General features: G+C 61.3%; 14 protein-coding genes. 2 read left to right on the forward strand and 12 right to left on the reverse strand.

The window, feature by feature from the left end; genetic code table 11:
* Positions 1–85: 85 nt before the first annotated feature.
* The 5 genes from rimI to trpS form a co-directional block, all read right to left on the reverse strand.
* The gene (gene rimI, locus ASG68_RS04245) at positions 86–580 is read right to left on the reverse strand and encodes a ribosomal protein S18-alanine N-acetyltransferase (protein ID WP_062582861.1); all 495 of its coding nucleotides are present in this window, start codon (positions 578–580) and stop codon (positions 86–88) included.
* A gap of 1 nt (position 581) precedes the next feature.
* The gene (tsaB, locus tag ASG68_RS04250; protein WP_062582858.1) at positions 582–1,247 is read right to left on the reverse strand and encodes a tRNA (adenosine(37)-N6)-threonylcarbamoyltransferase complex dimerization subunit type 1 TsaB; all 666 of its coding nucleotides are present in this window, start codon (positions 1,245–1,247) and stop codon (positions 582–584) included.
* Positions 1,248–1,294: 47 nt separating this feature from the next.
* Positions 1,295–1,861: a NifU family protein gene (locus tag ASG68_RS04255; protein ID WP_062582856.1), complete on the reverse strand. Its 567-nt coding sequence runs from the start codon at positions 1,859–1,861 to the stop codon at positions 1,295–1,297.
* A gap of 141 nt (positions 1,862–2,002) precedes the next feature.
* Positions 2,003–2,494 carry a universal stress protein gene (locus ASG68_RS04260; protein ID WP_062582854.1) on the reverse strand — a complete coding sequence of 164 codons (492 nt, stop codon included), beginning with the start codon at positions 2,492–2,494 and terminating at the stop codon, positions 2,003–2,005.
* A gap of 53 nt (positions 2,495–2,547) precedes the next feature.
* Positions 2,548–3,615 (reverse strand): tryptophan--tRNA ligase, encoded by a 1,068-nt coding sequence (trpS, locus tag ASG68_RS04265; protein ID WP_062583660.1) that lies wholly within the window; start codon positions 3,613–3,615, stop codon positions 2,548–2,550.
* A 414-nt stretch (positions 3,616–4,029) separates the two neighbouring features.
* Here trpS and ASG68_RS04270 point away from each other — a divergent pair, with 414 nt between their 5' ends.
* Entirely contained in the window at positions 4,030–4,458 is a 429-nt protein-coding gene (locus ASG68_RS04270) for a YcbK family protein (RefSeq protein ID WP_062582852.1), read from the forward strand.
* 4 nt (positions 4,459–4,462) lie between these two features.
* Here ASG68_RS04270 and ASG68_RS04275 read toward each other — a convergent pair whose 3' ends face one another.
* The 5 genes from ASG68_RS04275 to mutS all read right to left on the reverse strand — a co-directional run bounded on the left by ASG68_RS04275 (position 4,463) and on the right by mutS (position 13,611).
* Entirely contained in the window at positions 4,463–4,855 is a 393-nt protein-coding gene (locus ASG68_RS04275) for a VOC family protein (protein ID WP_062582850.1), read from the reverse strand.
* A gap of 7 nt (positions 4,856–4,862) precedes the next feature.
* On the reverse strand, positions 4,863–6,452 hold the full coding sequence (gene murJ / locus ASG68_RS04280; protein ID WP_062582846.1) for a murein biosynthesis integral membrane protein MurJ: 1,590 nt from the start codon (positions 6,450–6,452) through the stop codon (positions 4,863–4,865).
* Positions 6,449–9,295 (reverse strand): [protein-PII] uridylyltransferase, encoded by a 2,847-nt coding sequence (locus tag ASG68_RS04285; protein ID WP_062583659.1) that lies wholly within the window; start codon positions 9,293–9,295, stop codon positions 6,449–6,451. Before ASG68_RS04285 ends, murJ begins: the two co-directional genes overlap by 4 nt.
* A 202-nt stretch (positions 9,296–9,497) precedes the next feature.
* Positions 9,498–10,730, reverse strand: coding sequence for an RDD family protein (locus tag ASG68_RS04290; protein WP_062609140.1), 1,233 nt, complete (start codon positions 10,728–10,730; stop codon positions 9,498–9,500).
* 127 nt (positions 10,731–10,857) lie between these two features.
* Entirely contained in the window at positions 10,858–13,611 is a 2,754-nt protein-coding gene (gene mutS, locus ASG68_RS04295) for a DNA mismatch repair protein MutS (RefSeq protein ID WP_062582842.1), read from the reverse strand.
* A 102-nt stretch (positions 13,612–13,713) separates the two neighbouring features.
* Here mutS and ASG68_RS04300 point away from each other — a divergent pair, with 102 nt between their 5' ends.
* A complete protein-coding gene (locus ASG68_RS04300) occupies positions 13,714–15,990 on the forward strand; it encodes an NADP-dependent malic enzyme (protein ID WP_062582840.1) in 2,277 nt (758 codons plus the stop codon).
* Positions 15,991–16,216: 226 nt separating this feature from the next.
* Here ASG68_RS04300 and ASG68_RS04305 read toward each other — a convergent pair whose 3' ends face one another.
* Together ASG68_RS04305 and ASG68_RS04310 are read right to left on the reverse strand one after the other, a co-directional pair.
* Positions 16,217–17,095: a GNAT family N-acetyltransferase gene (locus ASG68_RS04305; protein WP_062582838.1), complete on the reverse strand. Its 879-nt coding sequence runs from the start codon at positions 17,093–17,095 to the stop codon at positions 16,217–16,219.
* Positions 17,096–17,188: 93 nt separating this feature from the next.
* Positions 17,189–19,492, reverse strand: coding sequence for a PAS domain-containing hybrid sensor histidine kinase/response regulator (locus ASG68_RS04310; RefSeq protein WP_062582836.1), 2,304 nt, complete (start codon positions 19,490–19,492; stop codon positions 17,189–17,191).
* Between the last annotated feature and the right edge of the window lie 15 nt (positions 19,493–19,507).

Raw genomic sequence — 19,507 nt, forward strand, 5'->3', positions numbered from 1 at the left:
GGCAGGCCGTCTCGCGACGGTCGTCATCCATGCGTATTTCGTCGGCTTGGAGCAGCAAGAGCTTTCCTCGTTCAGGCGCTACGGCCTAACCAAGATCAAGCCGCATGACAAGGGCGCCGGTTTTCTTGCCGTTAACGTCCTGATAATAGGCGCGTCTTTCGCCGACCTTGGCGAAACCAAGCTTCCGGTAGAGCGCGACGGCGGCGAGATTGGTCTCATCGACCTCCAGGAAAACTGCTTCGGCCGCCTGATCCCGCGCCTGCCTGATCGCCGCCCGCATCAGCCGCCAACCGAGGCCAAGCCGGGCAAATTTCGGATCGATACCGATCGTCAGGATTTCCGCCTCGCCGGCCGCGACACGTGCCAGCACGAAGCCAGCAACGATCCGGCGTGCGGCATTGCTCTGGCTGGCGACGAAACCGAAGACCGTATCCTGGACGAGGAGTGCATGCAACTCGCCGTCGCTCCAGGCGTGCGTGAAGCGCAATTTGTGGATTGCCGCAGCCCGTGGCAGATCGGCGGCCTCAAGGGGGAAAATGTCGAATTCCGGTTTGCGAACGAAATAATCGGTCAGCGACATCTTACGCTCGCGCCACCGCGAAACCGGCCTGGGATTTGACATCCGGCCCGCGCAGATAGAGCGGGCTGGGCTTGCCCTGTGCAGGATCGGCAGCCGCGCCGAGACGGGCGACGATACCGATATCGCAGGCGTCTGCTTGTGAAACGCCGGGCGTCGGCTTTGCGATCAGGTGTCGTGTTGCCGAGCCGCAGACGATCCCGTCGAACCCGGCAAACCTGATCTGCGCATCCGCAAGCTCGACGATCTGCGCGTCTGTGCGCGGCGTACCGTCGGCCTCGAAGACCTGGCAATAGAGTTCGTCCCGCTTGGCATCCATGGCGGCAAGCACGGCCTGTTCCGGACGCACCTGACAGGCGGAAGCTGCGAGAGCCGCAAGCACGGAAACGCCGACAGCCGGCACACCCAACGCCAGCGCAAAGCCGCGCGCAGCAGCCACACCGACGCGAATGCCGGTAAACGAGCCTGGGCCGATGGTGACGGCGATACGATCGACATCCGCAAGCGCGCGGTCGCTGTCCGCCAGCGCCTGATCGATGAAGGCCATCAGTTGTTCGGCATGGCCGCGGCCGATGTCGGCGCCTGCCGATGCCAGCAGGCGATCCTCACCGGCGTCATAGACACCAGCGAAACAACCCGTCCCGGCCGTATCGATAGCCAGGACGATCATGGATTTTCAATCTGAAGGGATAGTCGAGGCACGATTGGATCGCTCGCTCAGACGGCCTCGACCGCCTGCACTTCGGGAATGAAATGGTGCAGCAGGTTCTGCACGCCGTGCTTCAGCGTTGCGGTCGAAGACGGGCAGCCGGAGCATGCGCCCTTCATGTTGAGGAACACCGTGCCGTCACGGAAGCCCTTGAAGGTGATGTCGCCACCATCCTGTGCCACAGCGGGGCGAACGCGGCTTTCAAGCAATTCCTTGATCGTGGCGACGATGGTCTCGTCACCGGCCTCAAAGAATTCGCCGTCCTGATCGCTTTCCTCGGCGCGGGTCTGCACCGCCATGACCGGCTGGCCGGACATGAAATGCTCCATGATAGAGCCCAGGATCGCTGGCTTCAGGTGCTGCCACTCCTGTGCTTCCTTGGTCACGGTGATGAAATCATAGCCGAAATAGACGCCGGTCACGCCGGGTATGGCGAACAGGCGCGATGCGAGAGCGGAACCGGCAGCAGCTTCTTCCTCGTCGCGGAATTCCGCCGTGCCATTTTCCATCACCACCTTGCCCGGCAGGAACTTCAGCGTGGCGGGGTTCGGTGTGGCTTCGGTCTGGATGAACATGTCTTTCTCCGCGTCGGCCGGGATCGCGCTCAACCAGCCTGTTTAGAATTATTCAAAAGAATATAAGCCGTTTGAAGGGGCGCTTCAAGATAGCGTACGGCCGTTTGCATCAAACGACGATGAATTCGATTGACGCTGCCATCAGCTCAGCGCGTCGATTTCCTCGTCGGTCAGCAGATCCGGAATAACCGTGACCGGAATCGGAAACGCCGCCGTCTTGCCGGCGATCGATGAGACCAGCGGCCCCGGCCCATCCTTGGCCGAACCGGCGGCCAGAACCAGGATGGCGATATCGCGGTCTTCCTCGATCAGGCCGTAGATCTGCTCGGTGGCGCTGCCTTCGCGGATCACCATTTCCGGCTCGATGCCGATGGTTTCGCGCACCGTCTGGGCGATCTTCGCCAGCGTCGCCTCAGCCTCGGCGCGGGCTTCCGCGCGCATGATGCCCTCGACGCCCAGCCATTGCTGGAAGTCGGCGTCCGCGATAACATAGAGCAGAACCAGGCCGCCGCTGGAATTCTTGGCCCGCATTCCGGCATAGTGTACGGCGCGGCTGCATTCCGGGGTATCGTCGATCACCGCCATGAATTTACGGCGGTGACCTTCCATTCTCGAGAGTCGTGTTGAAACCATGGCGGGACTCTTACACCCGATATTTTTGGCTGCAAGGTTTCTTTTGCGGCAATTTATTGCAGGAAGCCGACGATGTCCCGGACCTGCTTCATCGTCACTTCCGCCCGTGCCCGGGCACGCTCGCCACCATCCCGCAGGATCGCGTCGATATGCGTCGTGTCGTCCATCAGGCGGCGCATTTCACCGGAAATCGGCGCGAGAACGTTGACCGACAGGTCGACCAGCGCCGGCTTGAAGACCGAGAACTGCTGGCCGCCAAACTCGTTGAGAACGTCCTGCTTGGTCTTGTCCGAGAGAGCGGCATAGATGCCGACGAGATTGTCGGCTTCCGGCCGGCCCTTCAGGCCATCGACTTCACTCGGTAGCGCATCCGGATCGGTCTTGGCCTTGCGCACTTTCTTGGCGATCGTTTCGGCATCGTCCATCAGATTGATGCGCGAGAGATCGGAGGCATCCGACTTCGACATCTTCTTGGTGCCGTCGCGCAGCGACATGACGCGGGGCGCGGCCCCGCCGATCAGCGGCTCGACCATCGGAAAATAGGCATGCACCGGCTCCTCGCCGACCTTGATGTCGACGCCATAATCCGTCTTGCGGATGTGATCGCCGAAATCGATGTTGAACTTCTGGGCGATGTCGCGGGCCAGTTCCAGATGCTGCTTCTGGTCGTCTCCGACAGGAACATGCGTGGCGCGGTAGACCAGAATGTCGGCTGCCATCAGGCTCGGGTAGGCGAGCAGGCCAAGCGACATCTGCTCGGCATTCTTGCCGCCGGACTTGTCCTTGAACTGGGTCATGCGTTCCATCCAGCCGATGCGGGCGACGCAATTGAAGATCCAGGCAAGCTCGGCATGCTGCGGCACGGCCGACTGATTGAAGACGATGTGCTTCGTCGGATCGATGCCCGAGGCGATGAAGGCGGCGGCGATCGAGCGGATCTGGCCGGGCATGTCCTCATGCACCAGCTGCGCGGTGATCGCGTGCAGATCGACGACGCAATAGATGCAGTCGTTGTTGTCCTGCAGCGCCACGAACTTGCGGATCGCGCCGAGATAATTGCCCAGATGCAGATTTCCCGTCGGCTGGACACCGGAGAAAACGAGCGGCTTGAATTCTGACATTCTGTCCTCGATCGGGCTTGTGGAAGGCCCAGTTTGATTGATGTTTGCGGGCTTATGCACGCAGCCGATGTCGGGATCAAGGGGCAGCGTCGCCATAGCCTTCCCCGCCCTGAAAACGATGACGTCCGAGGAAACACGGCAACACCCGGCTGCAAACCAGCGCCACAACCTATCCGGAAATTTATGCTCTAAATTATCGGGTGAATTAATAAAGATGGCGAAACTGCGGGACGAATTACCTCGATATGCGCCAAATAATTTCATAATCTCGCTTCATTTGGAATGAATTTACCCATCATCACGAGGCGCCGCCCTGTCGCCGCACCTCTCCCGATCAAGCCATGGCCCTCTCGCGTGTCGGGCCAACGACGTTTGCATGTATGCGCCACCTGCGCTGCATGACGAGGACTTGTAATGCGTAATTTTCTCTGTGTGCTCCTGGCCTGCCTGGTCAGCCTCTCGCCCCTGTCTGTCGCCGACGCCAAGAATCCCTTTCAGCGCAAGGTCAAGCTGCCGGTCCACTCGAGGACCACGGCCTATTCCGTGCAGACAGTGTCCGTCTCGACTGGCTGCTTTTCTCCGAAACTGCAGGGCGTCCTCGCCCATATCGCCGCCAAGACCGGTCAGCGGCCGGTGGTGACCTCCGGCCATCGCCCCCGCTCCGGCCGTGCCAGGTCGCAGCATCGCTATTGCAAGGCTGCCGATATCCGCGTGCCAGGCGTACCGGAAAGGAAGATCCTCGCCGCCGCACTCTCGGCGCCCGGCATCGGCGGTATCGGCCGCTATTGCAACGGCATCATCCATGTCGATATCGGCCCGAAACGGCGCTGGGTGGATTGCTGAGGTATCAGCCCGCGGGCTGGAGCAGATCCCATGTATTGCCGAAGGGATCGGCAAAGACGGCGACGGTGCCATAGACCTCCCGGCGTGGCGCTTCGAGAAAGCGGACGCCGCTGGCCGACATGGCCGCATGATCCCGATCGAAATCGTCAGTGAACAGGAAGAAGCCGACGCGTCCGCCGGTCTGGTTGCCGATCGCGGCGATCTGGCTTTCGCCTTCCGCCTTGGCCAGCAACAGGGCCGTTTCCGTCGCCCCTTTGGGCCGGACGAGCACCCAGCGCTTGCCATCGCCCAGATCGGTATCCTCGAGCAGGTCGAAGCCCAGCACATCGCGATAGAAGGCAATGGCAGCGTCATAGTCGGGAACGACAAGGGCGATGCGGGCAATGATCTGCTTCATGTGTCCCTCAAGGATCGACGGGCGGAGGCGTCGGCGGTCCCTTGCGCTTCATGTTGCGCCGGATCATGCCGAGATCGGCACCGCCGATCAGGAAGGCAACCGCGAAATAGACGACCATCGCCACCGCAATCAGCAGGCTGAGCGCGCCGAGCTTCGTCAGCAGCGGCGAACCGGAGGCAAGCGAGGCCGCAAAGACGTCCCGTAGATAAAGCAGCACGCCGCCCATCACCGCTGCCGCGACAATGAGCAAGGCCGTGCGGCGCAACAGCGCCCATTCCCACACCAGATGCCCGCGTCGCAGCAGCGTTACAAACAGAAGGATAGTGCTGATCCATCCGGCCGTCGCCTCCGCGACCGCGATGCCCGGCGCACCGAGCACGGGAAACAGGGTGATCGCCAGGGCACAATTCGCGGCGACCGACACCGCCGAAAAACGCATCGGTGTCTTGGTGTCCTCGCGGGCGTAGAAGCCTGGCTGCAGGGCCTTGATCAGCACGAAGGCCGGCAGGCCGATGCCGTAGATAGCCAGGATCGAGCCGACAACAACGGTATTCTGCGCATGGAAAGCACCGCGCTCATAGAGCACGCGGATGATCTCGTCGGACAGGATCCAGAGCGCGAAGGCGGCGGGGATCGTCAGGAACAGCACGAATTCGATCGAATGGTTCTGCAGATTGCCCGCCTCACGCAGATTGCCGCCCTTCAGTGCCCGCGACAATTCCGGCAGCAGCACGACGCCGACGGCGATGCCGACCACGCCGAGCGGCAACTGGTAGATGCGGTCGGCATATTGCAGGGCGGAGATGGCGCCATCCTGCGCCGAGGCGATGGCCTGGCCGATCAGCTGGTTGATCTGGGTGATGCCGCCGGTAATGGCGGCGGGTACGGCGAGGATCAGCAACCGTTTGACGTTGGGCGTGAAGCGCGGGAATTTCAGCCCTATGCTCATGCCGGCGTGCAGAACGCCGAAATAGACGACGGCGAGTTGCAGGATACCGGCGACCAGCACGCCCCAGGACAGATACCAGGCTGTCGTCAGCGGATCGGCGCCGTTGTAGAGCGCATAAAGCAACGCCCCGATCATCACGACATTGAGGAAGATCGGCGCCACAGCGGCCGCGAAGAAATGATGCAGCGAATTGAGCATGCCGCTCATCATTGCCGTCAGCGACATGCACATGAGATAGGGGAACATGACCATCGCCATCTTCACCGTCAGGGCGGACTTGTCGACATCATCCGCAAAACCCGGCGCGATGACGAACCGCACCAGAAGCGGCATGGACAGTTCCATGGCTATGGTGATCAGCAGCAGGACGGTGAAGAGGACACCGAACACTTCCTCGGAAAACCGCTTGGCGCCATTGATGCCGTTCGCCTCGATCTCCTTGGAAAACAGCGGCACGAAGGCGGCATTGAAGGCGCCTTCGGCAAACAGCCGGCGAAACAGGTTCGGGAAACGGAAGGCGGCATAGAAGACGTCGGCCATCGGGCCGGTACCAAGTGCCGCCGCCATCAGCGTTTCACGGGCGAAACCGAAGATGCGGCTGCCGAGCGTGGCGCCGCCGACGGTCATGAATTTCCTGACGAGGCTCATGATTCTGCCTTGGTTTTCCGGGCGCCGGTCACCGACCGTGTATGCTGCGGGGCGATCATGCCGGACGGCATGCGGTCGCGCATTTCATCCGCCTCGTCCGACATGACAGCCTTCAGCCGCGCCACGATGTTGCCGTGCCGCGCCTCGTTGGTGATCTTCTGGCCGACGAGGTCCGTCACATAGAATGTGTCGATGACCTTTTCGCCGAAGGTGGTGATGTGCGCCGAGGCAATGTCGAGCGACAGGTCGGAGAGGACGGCGGTCACTTCGGACAAAAGACCTGTCCGATCGAGGCATTCGATCTCTATGACAGTGAACTTGTTCGACAGGTTGTTGTTGATGCTGACAGCCGGCGGCACTGTGAATGCCTTGTTGCGCTTGCGGTGCTTGGTGCGGCTGGCAATCACTTCCGGCAGACGCTTGGAGCCCGACAGCACGTTCTCGATCATCTTGCCGATATTGGCCGCCCGGCGCATCTCGTCGTCATCGACGGAGAACTCGCGGTTGATCAGGATCGTATCGAGCGCCCGGCCATCGGACGTCGTGAAGATCTGCGCATCGACAATATTCGCGCCGGCCGCCGCACACGCACCGGCGATGACGGCCAGCAGGCGCGGATGGTCGGGCGACAGAACAGTAATTTCGGTGATCGCATGGAACTGATGCGTGCGCACCATGGTTGCCAGCGCCCGGCCCGTCTTGTCGGCCTCGCGGATGAAGCGGGCATGGCGCAGTTGATCCTCGAGCGGCACGGACAGCAGGTAGGGCTGGTAGTGCAGCTTGGTATAGGTCTTGCGATCCTTCTGGCTCCAGTCGTCGAGCGCATGGAACAGAACGTCGGCCGCGTGGGTGGCGCGCTCCTTGCGCGGCATTTCGGAGAAGCCACCGGACAGGAGCAGTTCGGTTTCGTAGTAGAGCGTTCGCAACAGCTGGCCCTTCCAGCCATTCCACACGCCGGGACCAACGGCGCGAATATCGGCGATCGTGAGCACCAGCAGCATCTTCAGCCGGTCAAGCGACTGCACCTTCTCGGCGAAATCGATGATCGTCTTGCGGTCGTTGAGATCGCGCGTCTGCGCGACCATCGACATGGTCAGATGCTCCTCGATCAGCCAGGCGACCGTTTCCGTCTGCTTCGGCGTCAGCCCGAAGCGCGGGCAGAGCTTGCGCGCCACCTTGGCGCCGGCGGTCGAATGATCCTCCGGACGGCCCTTGGCGACGTCATGCAGGAAGACGGCGACGAACAGGGCCGTGCGGTCATCGATGGTCGGCATCACCTTGAAGGCGAGCGGATGCAGTTCCTCGTCCTTGCCCTGATCGATGCGGGAGAGCACGTCGACAGCGCGCAGCAGATGCTCGTCCACCGTATAATGGTGATACATGTTGAACTGCATCAGCGAGACGATCTTGCCGAATTCCGGAATGAACCGGCCGAGTACGCCGGCCTCATTCATGCGGCGAAGGATCAGTTCGGGATCGCGGCGCGAGGTGAGAATCGAGACGAAGAGACGGTTGGCCTCCTCGTTGTCGCGCAGAGACGGCGTGATCAGGTTCAAGGACCGCGTCACCTGTTTCAGTGCCGCCGGATGGAATTCCAGCTTGTTGATATCGGCGACATGGAAGATGCGGATGAGATTGACCGGATCGCGCTTGAAGATATCCGGGCTTGCGAGCGCAATGCGGCCGCCGTCATCGACGAATTCCAGCGTCCCGGCGATCTTGCGGACGCGATGGGTAAAGCGGCTGATGGCGGCGGTGAAACCCGGCAGGCTCTTGGCCTGCTGATCCTCCAGCGCCGCGCAGAAGATGCGGGTCAGATCGCCGACATTCTTCGCCACCAGGAAATAGTGCTTCATGAAGCGCTCGACGGCGGTCATGCCGGGGTGATCGTGATAGCCCAGCGCTTCCGCGATCTCGCGCTGGATGTCGAAGGATAACCGTTCCTCCGCCTTGCCGGTGAGGAAATGCAAGTGGCAGCGCACGGCCCAGAGAAAGTCGTCCGCCTTCTGGAACAGCGTATATTCCTGGCGCGAGAGAACGCCGAGCTTGATCAGATCGGCGGAATCCTTGACCCGGTAATAGTATTTGGCGATCCAGAACAGCGTGTGGATGTCGCGCAGGCCGCCCTTGCCTTCCTTGACATTCGGCTCGACCAGATAGCGCGTGTCGCCGGCCTTGCGGTGGCGCTCGTCACGCTCGGCGAGCTTTGCGGCGATAAAATCCGGGCCGGTATTCTTGACGATCTCGTTGTCGAACCGTGTTTCCAGTTCATTCGCCAGATCCCGCGATCCGCAGATGAACCGCGTTTCGAGGATGGCCGTGCGAATGGTCATGTCCTCGCGGGACAGGCGGATGCATTCCTCGATCGTGCGCGTGGCATGGCCGACCTTGAAGCCGAGATCCCAGAGGATATAGAGCATGAACTCTACGGCGGGCTCCGCCCAGACTGCCTTCTTGACCGGCAGCAGGAACAGAAGATCGATATCCGACCCCGGCGCCAGCGTACCGCGCCCATAACCGCCGACGGCCGTCACGGCGATCCGGGTCCAGGGTTGCGCATTGGCGGCGTCGAAGACCTCGTTGAGGACAAAATCATGCAGGACGGTGATCAACTCGTCCTGCAGCCAGGAAATTCGCTGCGCGCATTTCAGACCGCCGCCATCTTCGATCAGCAGTTCACGGGCTTTTTCGCGGCCGGCGAGATTGGCCTGCTTGAAGGCCGCCAGCAGCGCTTGGCGCATCAGATCGCGCTGTTCGGCATGGGCCGAAGCGATGAAACTGCACTTGGCTCTCAGCGCATCGACATTGAGGATATCGGGAAATGACGTTTCGTGTCTGACCATCAAATGCCGATCGTCTTCCTGTCCGGCGTGCTCTGCGAGCCGCTTCCTGTTCATGCGCTATAGACCTTTTGTCCGAGGATGGACAAGACTGTAGCGATCAACAATTGCCAAGTGGTTTCTGCAGCGCACAAGGCGGCTGTCGAAGAAGCGTTCCATCATTTAAAGAGGGCAGCAGGCTCAATCCAGCGGCTGGACGATCATGTCAGACGCAACGGCCGCCCTCGCAGGGTAGATCGGTCGGGACGTTGATGTCCTTGATCGTCGAAAACAACGACTGTGCAGCCGCCTTACCTTCGATGAATTTGTCTGTTGGCCGGCCGCTGACATACACCAAAAGACGCCACGCGCTCTTGCCCATGATAGACACCGTAATCTCGACATTGACGTCCGTCGCTGTCTTGTGAACCGCCGCGGCTCGCATCGCCTTGACGCCCGCGACTTCGACCGGTTTCCATTCCGAGGTCACGCGTAACTCGTCCGAGATCGCTTCCTGAAGCGCTTCTCCATAGGCCAACGGATCAATCCCATCCTGATCCAAGGGCTCATAGCCCAGTACCATCTCAGCCAGCAGCTGATCCGACGAAAAATAGAAGGCGCTACCGAACTCGGATTCCAAGTCTTTGAAAACCCAGGCTTTGGAGATGAAAGTATTGTCGCCCGTAGCCGGATTGATCCAATCCTGCGTGATTTTGACATCGCGCTGCGCGCTCTCTTCCACTGTGCCAAGATACCACACGGAAGCAAAAACGGCTGCGAAGGCAATGGCTGCAACCGTGCTGCGTGTCTGCGAGCTACCCCCGGTTACCCGTGCGACACCTTGATCGTAATCGGCCGATCCCTTCTTTGACATCTGCTGATGTTGGTTGATCATTGTGAGGAGATTGATCAACGGTATCCCGAAGCCCAGGCCGAATATCCAGACCTTAAATTCACGCCTCAGCAGAAAAAACAACGTGTTAGCACCGGAAAGGTTCTGAACCTTGATGCCAACAAGTGCCTTGCCGATCGTCGTTCCAGTCACGCGCATCATCAATGCCGTGGCGACACTGGCCAGCGGCAAAAACAGGACGTCGAGAGCGACAGAGGGTAGACTCACAAGCTTGAAGAACAGAGACGGCAGATAAAATTCAGCAAGGACGACGACGGCGCCGCCGATGACAACAGTGAGAATATAGACATCCAGCAATCTGGCCCAGAGCCGCGGCCACGGCCCAGCAAGCGATGGATCGAGAACGTTTCGTTGCTGATCCGTTGGCGCTTCAGGAAAAGACAACTGCAATTTCGAGACGCTGGCGGCTCTTGTCCAACTGGTCATGCCGGCGTGCCACAGCTTGGTCTCCTGCGTCACTGCCCCCGCTTTCGCCAACTCGACAAGCTCTTCGGAAGAAACCGGCCCGGCCTGCTGCTTCCCTAGTTTATAATACCAGCCAATCATTCATGCCCCCAGATCCCCAATGAGAACCTACAGGAGCAAACCCTAAATATTCAACCGGGAATTAGCGCACTGCCTCTCGAAAACATATTGTTTTCGAAGAGAAAAACACCGTCTCCGACGACAACCATCAACCCGCCAGCTGCTTCTTCAGCGCGTACAGCGCATCCATTGCCTGGCGAGGCGTCATGTCGTCGGGATTGAGGCTTTTCAACGCTTCCTCGACCTTCGACGGACCCGCCTTGAAGCGTTCCTCGCGGCGGATCGCCACCTGGAACAGCGGCAGGTCGTCGATCAGCTGGCTGGCCGGGTTCTTGCGGTCGGCGTCCTCCAGCTTGGCCAGCACATCCTTGGCGCGGGCGACGACGGAGGCCGGCAGGCCGGCGAGACGGGCGACCTGGATGCCGTAGGAACGATCGGCAGCACCCGGACCGACTTCATGCAGGAAGATGACATCGCCGTCCCATTCCTTCACCCGCATCGTGGCGTTGGACAGGCGACCGAGCTTTTCCGAAAGCACCGTCAGTTCGTGGAAATGGGTGGCGAAAAGGCCGCGGCAGCGATTGCCCTCGTGCAGGTGCTCGACGGCAGCCCAGGCGATCGACAAGCCGTCGAACGTGGCGGTGCCGCGGCCGATTTCGTCGAGGATGACCAGCGACCGGTCGGTTGCCTGATTGAGAATCGCGGCGGTCTCGACCATCTCGACCATGAAGGTGGAGCGACCGCGCGCCAGATCGTCGGAGGCGCCGACACGGGAAAACAGCCGGTCGACAATGCCGATATGGGCGGTTGCGGCGGGCACGAACGAGCCCATCTGCGCCATGATCGCGATCAGCGCATTCTGGCGCAGAAAGGTCGATTTACCGCCCATGTTGGGACCGGTGAGCAGCCAGATCGCCCCATCTCCTTCTCTGGCGCCCTCGCCGTCATGGGGCGAGAGATCGCAGGCATTGGCGACAAATGCCGTGCCAGACTGACGGCGCAATGCCTGCTCGACGACGGGATGGCGGCCGCCATCGATGGCGAACATCTTCGACTGGTCGACCAGGGGCCGGCAATAGGCCTGCTCCTCGGCAAGCGTTGCCAGACCGGCCGAGACATCGACGACGGCCAGCGCGAGCGCAGCCGACTTGATTGCCTCGGCCTCGGCGACCACCATGGCGGATAGGCGATCGAAGGCTTCCAATTCAATCGTTAGCGCCCGGTCGGCGGCATTGGCGATCTTGGTTTCGAGATCGGAGAGTTCCGTCGTCGTGAAGCGCATCGCGTTCGCCATGGTCTGGCGATGGATGAAGCGGGCCTTTGCTTCGGCACTGTCGGTCATCGGACCGGCATTGCCCTGCGTCACTTCAATGAAATAGCCAAGCACGTTGTTGTACTTGATCTTCAGCGACTTGATGCCGGTTTCCTCGGCATAGTTCAGCTGCAGGCCGGCAATGACACGGCGCGACTGGTCGCGCAGAGCCCGCATTTCATCGAGTTCGGCGCTGGCGCCATCGCGCAGGAAACCGCCGTCGCGCTTGAGCAATGGCAGGTCGTCACCCAGAAGTTCGCCAAGCTGCCGCACCATGTCCTGCGGCAATGCTTGGACGGACTGCAACGCCTCTCCAAGCTCCTCCGAAAGATTGCCGCTCCCAAGAAGACCGGCGACTTGGATCGCCGCTTGGCAGCCGAACAGAATGCTGCCGAGATCGCGCGGGCCGCCGCGTCCGAGCGACAGGCGCGAAAGAGCGCGCGGCATGTCGGGCACATGTTTCAGCGCCGAGCGCAGATCGCTGCAGAAGGCCGGCTGGTCGGCAAGCGCAGTGATAGAATCGAGGCGGGCGGTGATGCGCTCGGGATCCGTCAGCGGCGACATCAGGCGCTCAGCCAGAAGCCGCGCACCACCGCCGGTCACCGTGCGGTCCAGCGCCTTCAGCAGCGTGCCGTTGCGATCGCCGGATTGCGTCTTCACCAGTTCGAGATTGGTGCGTGTGGCGGGATCGATGAACAGGGTCGAGGCGGCACTTTCGCGCTCCGGCGCCCCAAGCGGCGGGCGCTCTGCCAGCTGGGTCTTTTCGACATAGGAAATGGCCGCCGACGCGGCCGCCAGTTCCGCCCGCGAAAAGCTGCCGAAACCGTCCAGCGTCTTGACGCCGTAGTAGCGGGTGACGCGATTTTCCGCCGTCGCGCTATCGAACAGAACAGCCGGCTGCGGCACGGCGACACGACCGAGCACGTCAATGACCGGTCGCATGTCCGGATCGTGGAACACCGTATCGGCGAGGATCAATTCGCGCGGCTCGATGCGCAGGATATCGGACAGCAATCGCGTTTCGGTGGTTTCCGCGAGCCGGAAGACGCCGGTGGAAATGTCGATCCAGGCAAGCGCGATCGCCGGTTCGCTGCCGCCGCGAATGCGGGCGAGCGCCATCAGATAATTGGATTCCGACGGCGAGAGAAGCTTGTCTTCGGTGATCGTGCCGGGCGTCACCAGCCGGACAACGTCGCGCTTGACGACCGACTTTGAGCCGCGTTTCTTGGCCTCCGCCGGATCCTCGACCTGCTCACAAACGGCCACGCGAAAACCGAGACCGATCAGCTTCTGCAGATAATCGTCGGCGGCATGGACCGGCACGCCGCACATCGGGATGTCCTGCCCGAGATGCTGGCCACGCCGGGTCAGCGTGATGCCCAGCGCCCGCGAGGCTTCCACCGCATCCTGGAAGAACAGTTCGTAAAAATCGCCCATCCGGTAGAACAGGAGCGAATCCGGATTGTTCGCCTTGATCTCGATGAACTGCTCCATCATCGGCGTCGCGGTCGCGCGGCTCTCCTCCGACGCCAGTTGATCGGCGGACAGAACCTCGGAGTTGCGGATGAGCGGCTCGGTTACAAAAGTCATGCTGGTCCCAGAAAAGTGGTGCCACACTATCCATGCGCGTTTATAGAAGACAACAACAAAGCGGCTGAGGAGAGCCGTCGCCCACAAAAGGTTGGAGGTTCCATGGCCGGAAATGAAAAGACCAGTCGCAGCGTGACGGATCAGGAAGCACTGGACTTCCATTCACAGGGACGCCCTGGAAAACTGGAAATCTCCCCGACCAAGCCAATGGCGACGCAGCGCGACCTGTCGTTGGCCTATTCGCCGGGTGTCGCCGTACCGGTCAAGGCCATCGCCGCTGATCCCTCCAATGCTTATGACTATACGACGCGCGGCAACATGGTGGCCGTCATCTCCAACGGCACGGCCATTCTTGGCCTCGGCAATCTCGGCGCGCTGGCCTCCAAGCCGGTGATGGAAGGCAAATCCGTCCTGTTCAAGCGCTTCGCCGATGTCGATTCCATCGACCTCGAAGTCGATACCGAGAATGTCGATGAATTCATCAACTGCGTGCGTTTCCTCGGCCCGTCCTTCGGCGGCATCAACCTGGAAGATATCAAGGCGCCGGAATGTTTCATCATCGAGCAGAAGCTGCGCGAGATCATGGACATCCCTGTCTTCCATGACGACCAGCACGGCACCGCCATTATCGCCGCTGCCGGCCTGATCAACGCGCTGGCGCTCACCGGCCGCGACTTCAAGACGACCAGACTTGTCTGCAATGGCGCGGGCGCTGCCGCCATCGCCTGCGTCGAGCTCATCAAGTCGATGGGCTTCAACCCGGCCAACGTCATCCTGTGCGATACCAAGGGCGTCATCTACCAGGGCCGCACCGAAGGCATGAACCAGTGGAAATCGGCCCATGCGGTCAAGACCGACCGGCGGACGCTGGCGGAAGCCATGAATGGCGCCGACGTGGTGTTCGGCCTGTCTCAGAAGGGCGCCTTCACCGAGGACATGATCCGATCGATGGCGGACCGGCCGATCATTTTCGCGATGGCGAACCCCGATCCGGAAATCGTACCCGAAGAAGTCGCCCGCATCCGTGACGACGCGATCATGGCAACCGGGCGCTCGGACTACCCGAACCAGGTCAACAACGTTCTCGGCTTCCCCTATATCTTCCGCGGCGCGCTCGACGTGCATGCGACGACGATCAACGAGGAAATGAAGATCGCAGCCGCACAAGCGCTTGCAAGCCTCGCCAAGGAAGACGTGCCGGATGATGTCGCCGCCGCCTACCAGGGCAACAGGCCGCGCTTCGGACCGCAATACATCATCCCGGTGCCGTTCGACCCGCGCCTGATCTCGGCCATCCCGGTCGCTGTCGCCAAGGCCGCCATGGAAAGCGGCGTTGCGCGCAAGCAGATCCCGGATCTCGCCGTCTACGGTCGCCAGCTGTCGGCTCGGCGAGATCCGATCGCCTCGACGCTGCAGCGCATCTATGAACGCGTCCGCCGCCAGCCGAAGCGGATCGTCTTTGCCGAGGGCGAAGAGGTGCAGATGATGCGCTCTGCCGTCGCCTATGCCAACCAGGAGCTCGGCACCGCGCTCCTGCTCGGCCGCGAGGACCGTATGCGTGAAACGGCGGAGCGCGAGGGCATCGACCTCGACCGTCCCGGTATCCAGCTGGTCAATGCCCGCATTTCCAAGCGCACGGGCGCCTATACCGATTACCTCTATGCGCGACTGCAGCGGGATGGCTACCTCTTCCGTGACGCCCAGCGCCTGATCAACAATGACCGCAACCATTTCGCCGCCTGCATGGTGGCGATGGGCGATGCGGACGGCATGGTGACCGGCATCACCCGCAACTATTCGACCGCGCTCGAAGACGTGCGCCGCTGCATCGATGCGAAACCCGGCCACCGGGTGATCGGAGTCTCGCTCGCCTTGTGCCGTGGCCGCACCGTTCTGGTGGCCGATACCGCCGTCCACGACATGCCGTCGGCCGATGAACTCGCCGATATCGCAGAGGAGGCGGCCGGGCTCGCCCGCCGCCTCGGCTATGTTCCTCGCGTGGCGATGCTCGCCTATTCCACCTTCGGCCATCCCTCCGGCGAGCGATCGGAGCGGGTGCGCGAGGCAGTCAACATCCTCGACAAGCGCCGCGTCGATTTCGAGTATGATGGCGAAATGGCCGCCGATGTAGCCCTCAATCCGAAGGTGATGGAGCAATATCCGTTCTGCCGCCTGTCCGGGACCGCCAATGTCCTCGTCATGCCGGCGTTTCACTCGGCCTCGATCTCGACGAAGATGTTGCAGGAACTCGGCGGATCGACAGTGATCGGCCCGCTTCTGGTCGGCCTCGACAAGCCGGTGCAGATCGTTTCGATGTCCGCCAAGGATTCCGATATCGTCAACATGGCCGCACTTGCCGCGCATAATGCGAACAATTGAGAAACCCTTTCGCTTCGCACAAGCGACAACGAAAAAAGCCCGCCCGGGAGGACCGGAGCGGGCTTTTTCATGCGATATGTCGATCTTGATCAAATATACTCAGAATGAATACTTCTTACGCAATACAAAGGCCTGATCAAAAAATTTCCATTCACAACAAAATTGTATCCAAAAATGCTGCACTGCGTCAATTAAATTTTGCGACGCAATAACGCTTTTTTAACGATTAACTGGCGAATCGGCCGGCGTCCGCACCGTAATAGTTGAGATAACGGCCGGAAATGTTGGTGATCGGCAGTACGATCAGAACGTCGGTGGTGCGGAAAGCGTAATCCACGACTGCACCCTTGCCCACCATCGCACCGAGACGCATATAGCCCTTGATCAGCGGCGGCAGGGCGGCGAGCGCCTTGCGCATGTTGATTGCTTCCGACGGCATCAGGTCCATTGTGCGAAACAGCTCCGGACGAGCCGAGACATCCCATTCGTCGCGAACGACCATGTTGTGATGCAGGAAGGAGAGCGCCAGCGCATGCTCTTCCGGAATGACGCCCGGGAAGGAGCCACAGCCGAACATGGCATCGACGCCATATTTCAGTGCATAGGCCCAGTTGCCCTGCCACAGGAGTTCAACCGTGCGCTTGGTACGATATTCCGGCAGGACGCAGGAACGGCCGAGTTCCATGAATTTCTTGTCCGGATGGCGCTCCAGCAGCGAGCCGACCGAAAATTCGGATGCCGAATAGAAACCGCCGGTGCGCACGGCAACGTCCTGGCGCAGCAGACGATAGGTTCCGACGATCTGGTCTTCCGGGTCACCTTCGATGGCCGTGTCGAGGACTAGCAGGTGGTCGCAGACGAGATCCCAGGCATCCGTATCGCGCTTGCGCCGCTCGGCATCCTGCGGGATCTGCGCCTTCATTTCCTCGACGAAGACCTTGTAGCGGACGGCCTGCGCGGCGTCGATCTCGGACGCTGTCCGGGCAAGGCGCGTTTCCAGATTGCCGATACGGCCGAGTATGTCATGCGTCGGGGCATTGACGCTCCGGACGCGGGTCTGCGGCTGCTCAGCCACCACGACCAGATCCAAAGGTTCGATTGTCATCGCGCGTCATCCTAGTCGCTTGATCCTGCCGCGGCTTAAACCATGTTTCTGCGACAGGATAGTGACATTGGGGCTACAAGAAAACCACCGTAGTCAACGTTCCAGCAGGCGATCGATCTCGGCCGTCAACGCCTTCGGATCGGCCGGTTTCGCCAGCACGGCATTCGCTCCGGCCGCCAGCAGTCGCAGACGGGTTTCCCCCTGCGTATCGGAGGTCAGAACGATGACGGGAACGGGTTTTCCTCCCGCCTGACGCTCGTCCTCACGCAGACGCTTCAGCATCGATACCCCATCGCCGCCCGGCATGTTGAGATCGCTGACGATCAGTTCGGGAGAAATGCGTACCTCAGCAGGCGCATCGAACAGAGCGACACCAAGTGCCGTAAAGTCGCCGACGACGCGAACCGAATGGCCGGCCTTTTCCAGAACCGAGCGTACCATGAAGGCATTGATCGGATCGTCCTCTGCCAGAAGCACGCCACCCGGCTGCGGTTTTTCGCGCACGGCCGGCACCTCGCGCAGCATCGGCCTGTTGTCATTGATGGCGTCGCGCACTTCCATTCCCTTCATGCGGCCCTGCAGAACCTCGACCAGCGACTTTTCACGCAGCGGACGGATCAACCAGGCATGGTAACCGTCCATCTGGTTGATCTGGCGGCCGTTGCGCTCCTCCGGATTGACAAGGTAGGTCTTACGCAGCCTGCGATTTTCCAGGCTCGGCATCTGGGAGAGCAGCCGGCGAAATTGTGCGGCATGGCGATGATCGACGACGATATCGGTCAGCGGAGCTGCCGTCGACATGGCCCGGATAGCGGCTGTCTGCGCATCTTCCAGTGTCTCGACGCATTCGCAGTCACCGCCAAGCGTGTGGATCGTCGCTGCCAGCGCCTTGGAAGCGGGGCCGGCGGGCGCCATGACGAGCACCCGGGAACCGGCGAGAACACCGCTGCGGGCACGCACCGCAGCCGCGAGATCGCACCCCTGTGCCGGGAAACGGATCTCGAATGTACTGCCCTTGCCGGGAACGCTGGAAACGGTCAGCGAGCCGTTGCCCTCCTCCATGATGCGCCGCGAGATCGCCAGGCCGAGACCTGAACCGCCATTGCGCTGGGCGTTGCCACCGGCCTGCTCGAATTCATCAAAGACGCGGCCCTGCTCCTGTGCATTCATGCCCGGGCCGGTATCCTCGACGCGAACGACAATCTCCTGCCGCTCGACGCATGCTCTGACCAGCACGCCACCGACATGGGTGAACTTGACGGCATTGCCGATCACATTGAACAGGACCTGGCGCAAACGGGCGGCGTCGAAATCCATCAGGCCGGGAACGTCCGCCGTCACGGTGGCACCGATCTCGATACCCTTCTCGTGGGCGCGGTGCGACAGCATCTCGACGACGCTCTCGATGGTTTCCCGCAACGGTTCGGGCGCCGGGCGCAACTGGAAGCGGCCGGCTTCGATCGACGAAAAATCAAGGAGGTCATCGACCAGCTGCACCAGCGCGTGGCCGGACTGGCGCATGCCGGCGAGATAGTTCTTCTGCTCGCTGGTCAGCCGCGTCTGGCTGATCAGATGGCTCATGCCAAGAATGCCGGACAAGGGCGTGCGGATATCGTGACTGACCGTCGCCAGAAGCCGCGACTTTGCCTGGCTCGCCTGCTCGGCCCGGCGGCGCGCCTCCTCGCTTTCGCGAGCGATCCGGCTTTCCTCGGTGATATCGCGGGCAATGCTGTGCAGCATGAAGATGCCGCTTGCCGGCTCGCGGGCGATGACGTCATGCCAGTCGAAGATTTTCGCGCCCGCCTCGGTCGCAATTCGCACCTTATAGTGGTTGGCATTGCCGGTCGGCTCGAATTCGATACCGAGCGCTTCGCAGTTCATGCCTTCCGGCTTCAGCCAGCCGGTGAGACGGCAGAAGACTGCATTGGCCTGGACGATCTTGCCGCCGGGTTCACGGATGATGGCGATATCGCCGAGCGCGTCATGGACAGTCGAGAGAAGCTGGGATGTCTCGCTGCGCTCCCAACGGCTGTCGCTGAGCCGTTCCTCGTGGATATGGCCATGCGCGGTGGCGGGCTTCACATTCGACCGATACCAGTCGCGGAGAAGCAGGCCAGCGCCAGCAACACCGGCAGCAGCCAGTCCTCCAGACAGGAGGTAGAAACCCGCATCGATACCGGTGCCTAGGATTGCGGCCGAGCAAAGAAGCCCCGCCCCGGCCAGAGCCGGTTTCAGGGCCGGATATCGCTCTTTCGGCACCTCGAAGCCTTCTTCCGGCTCCAGCGAATGCGGATCGTCAGCCGACTGTGATTCCGCAATACGCCGATCGTTCAGCGTACGCTTGGGCGCGTTGAACTCGGATGCAATCCGTTCTCGAAGGTTTGACAGCTCGCTCATGCCGCAAGCCCTAGC

Origin of the sequence: Rhizobium sp. Leaf453 (assembly GCF_001425605.1) — a bacterium.
Taxonomy (GTDB): domain Bacteria; phylum Pseudomonadota; class Alphaproteobacteria; order Rhizobiales; family Rhizobiaceae; genus Pararhizobium.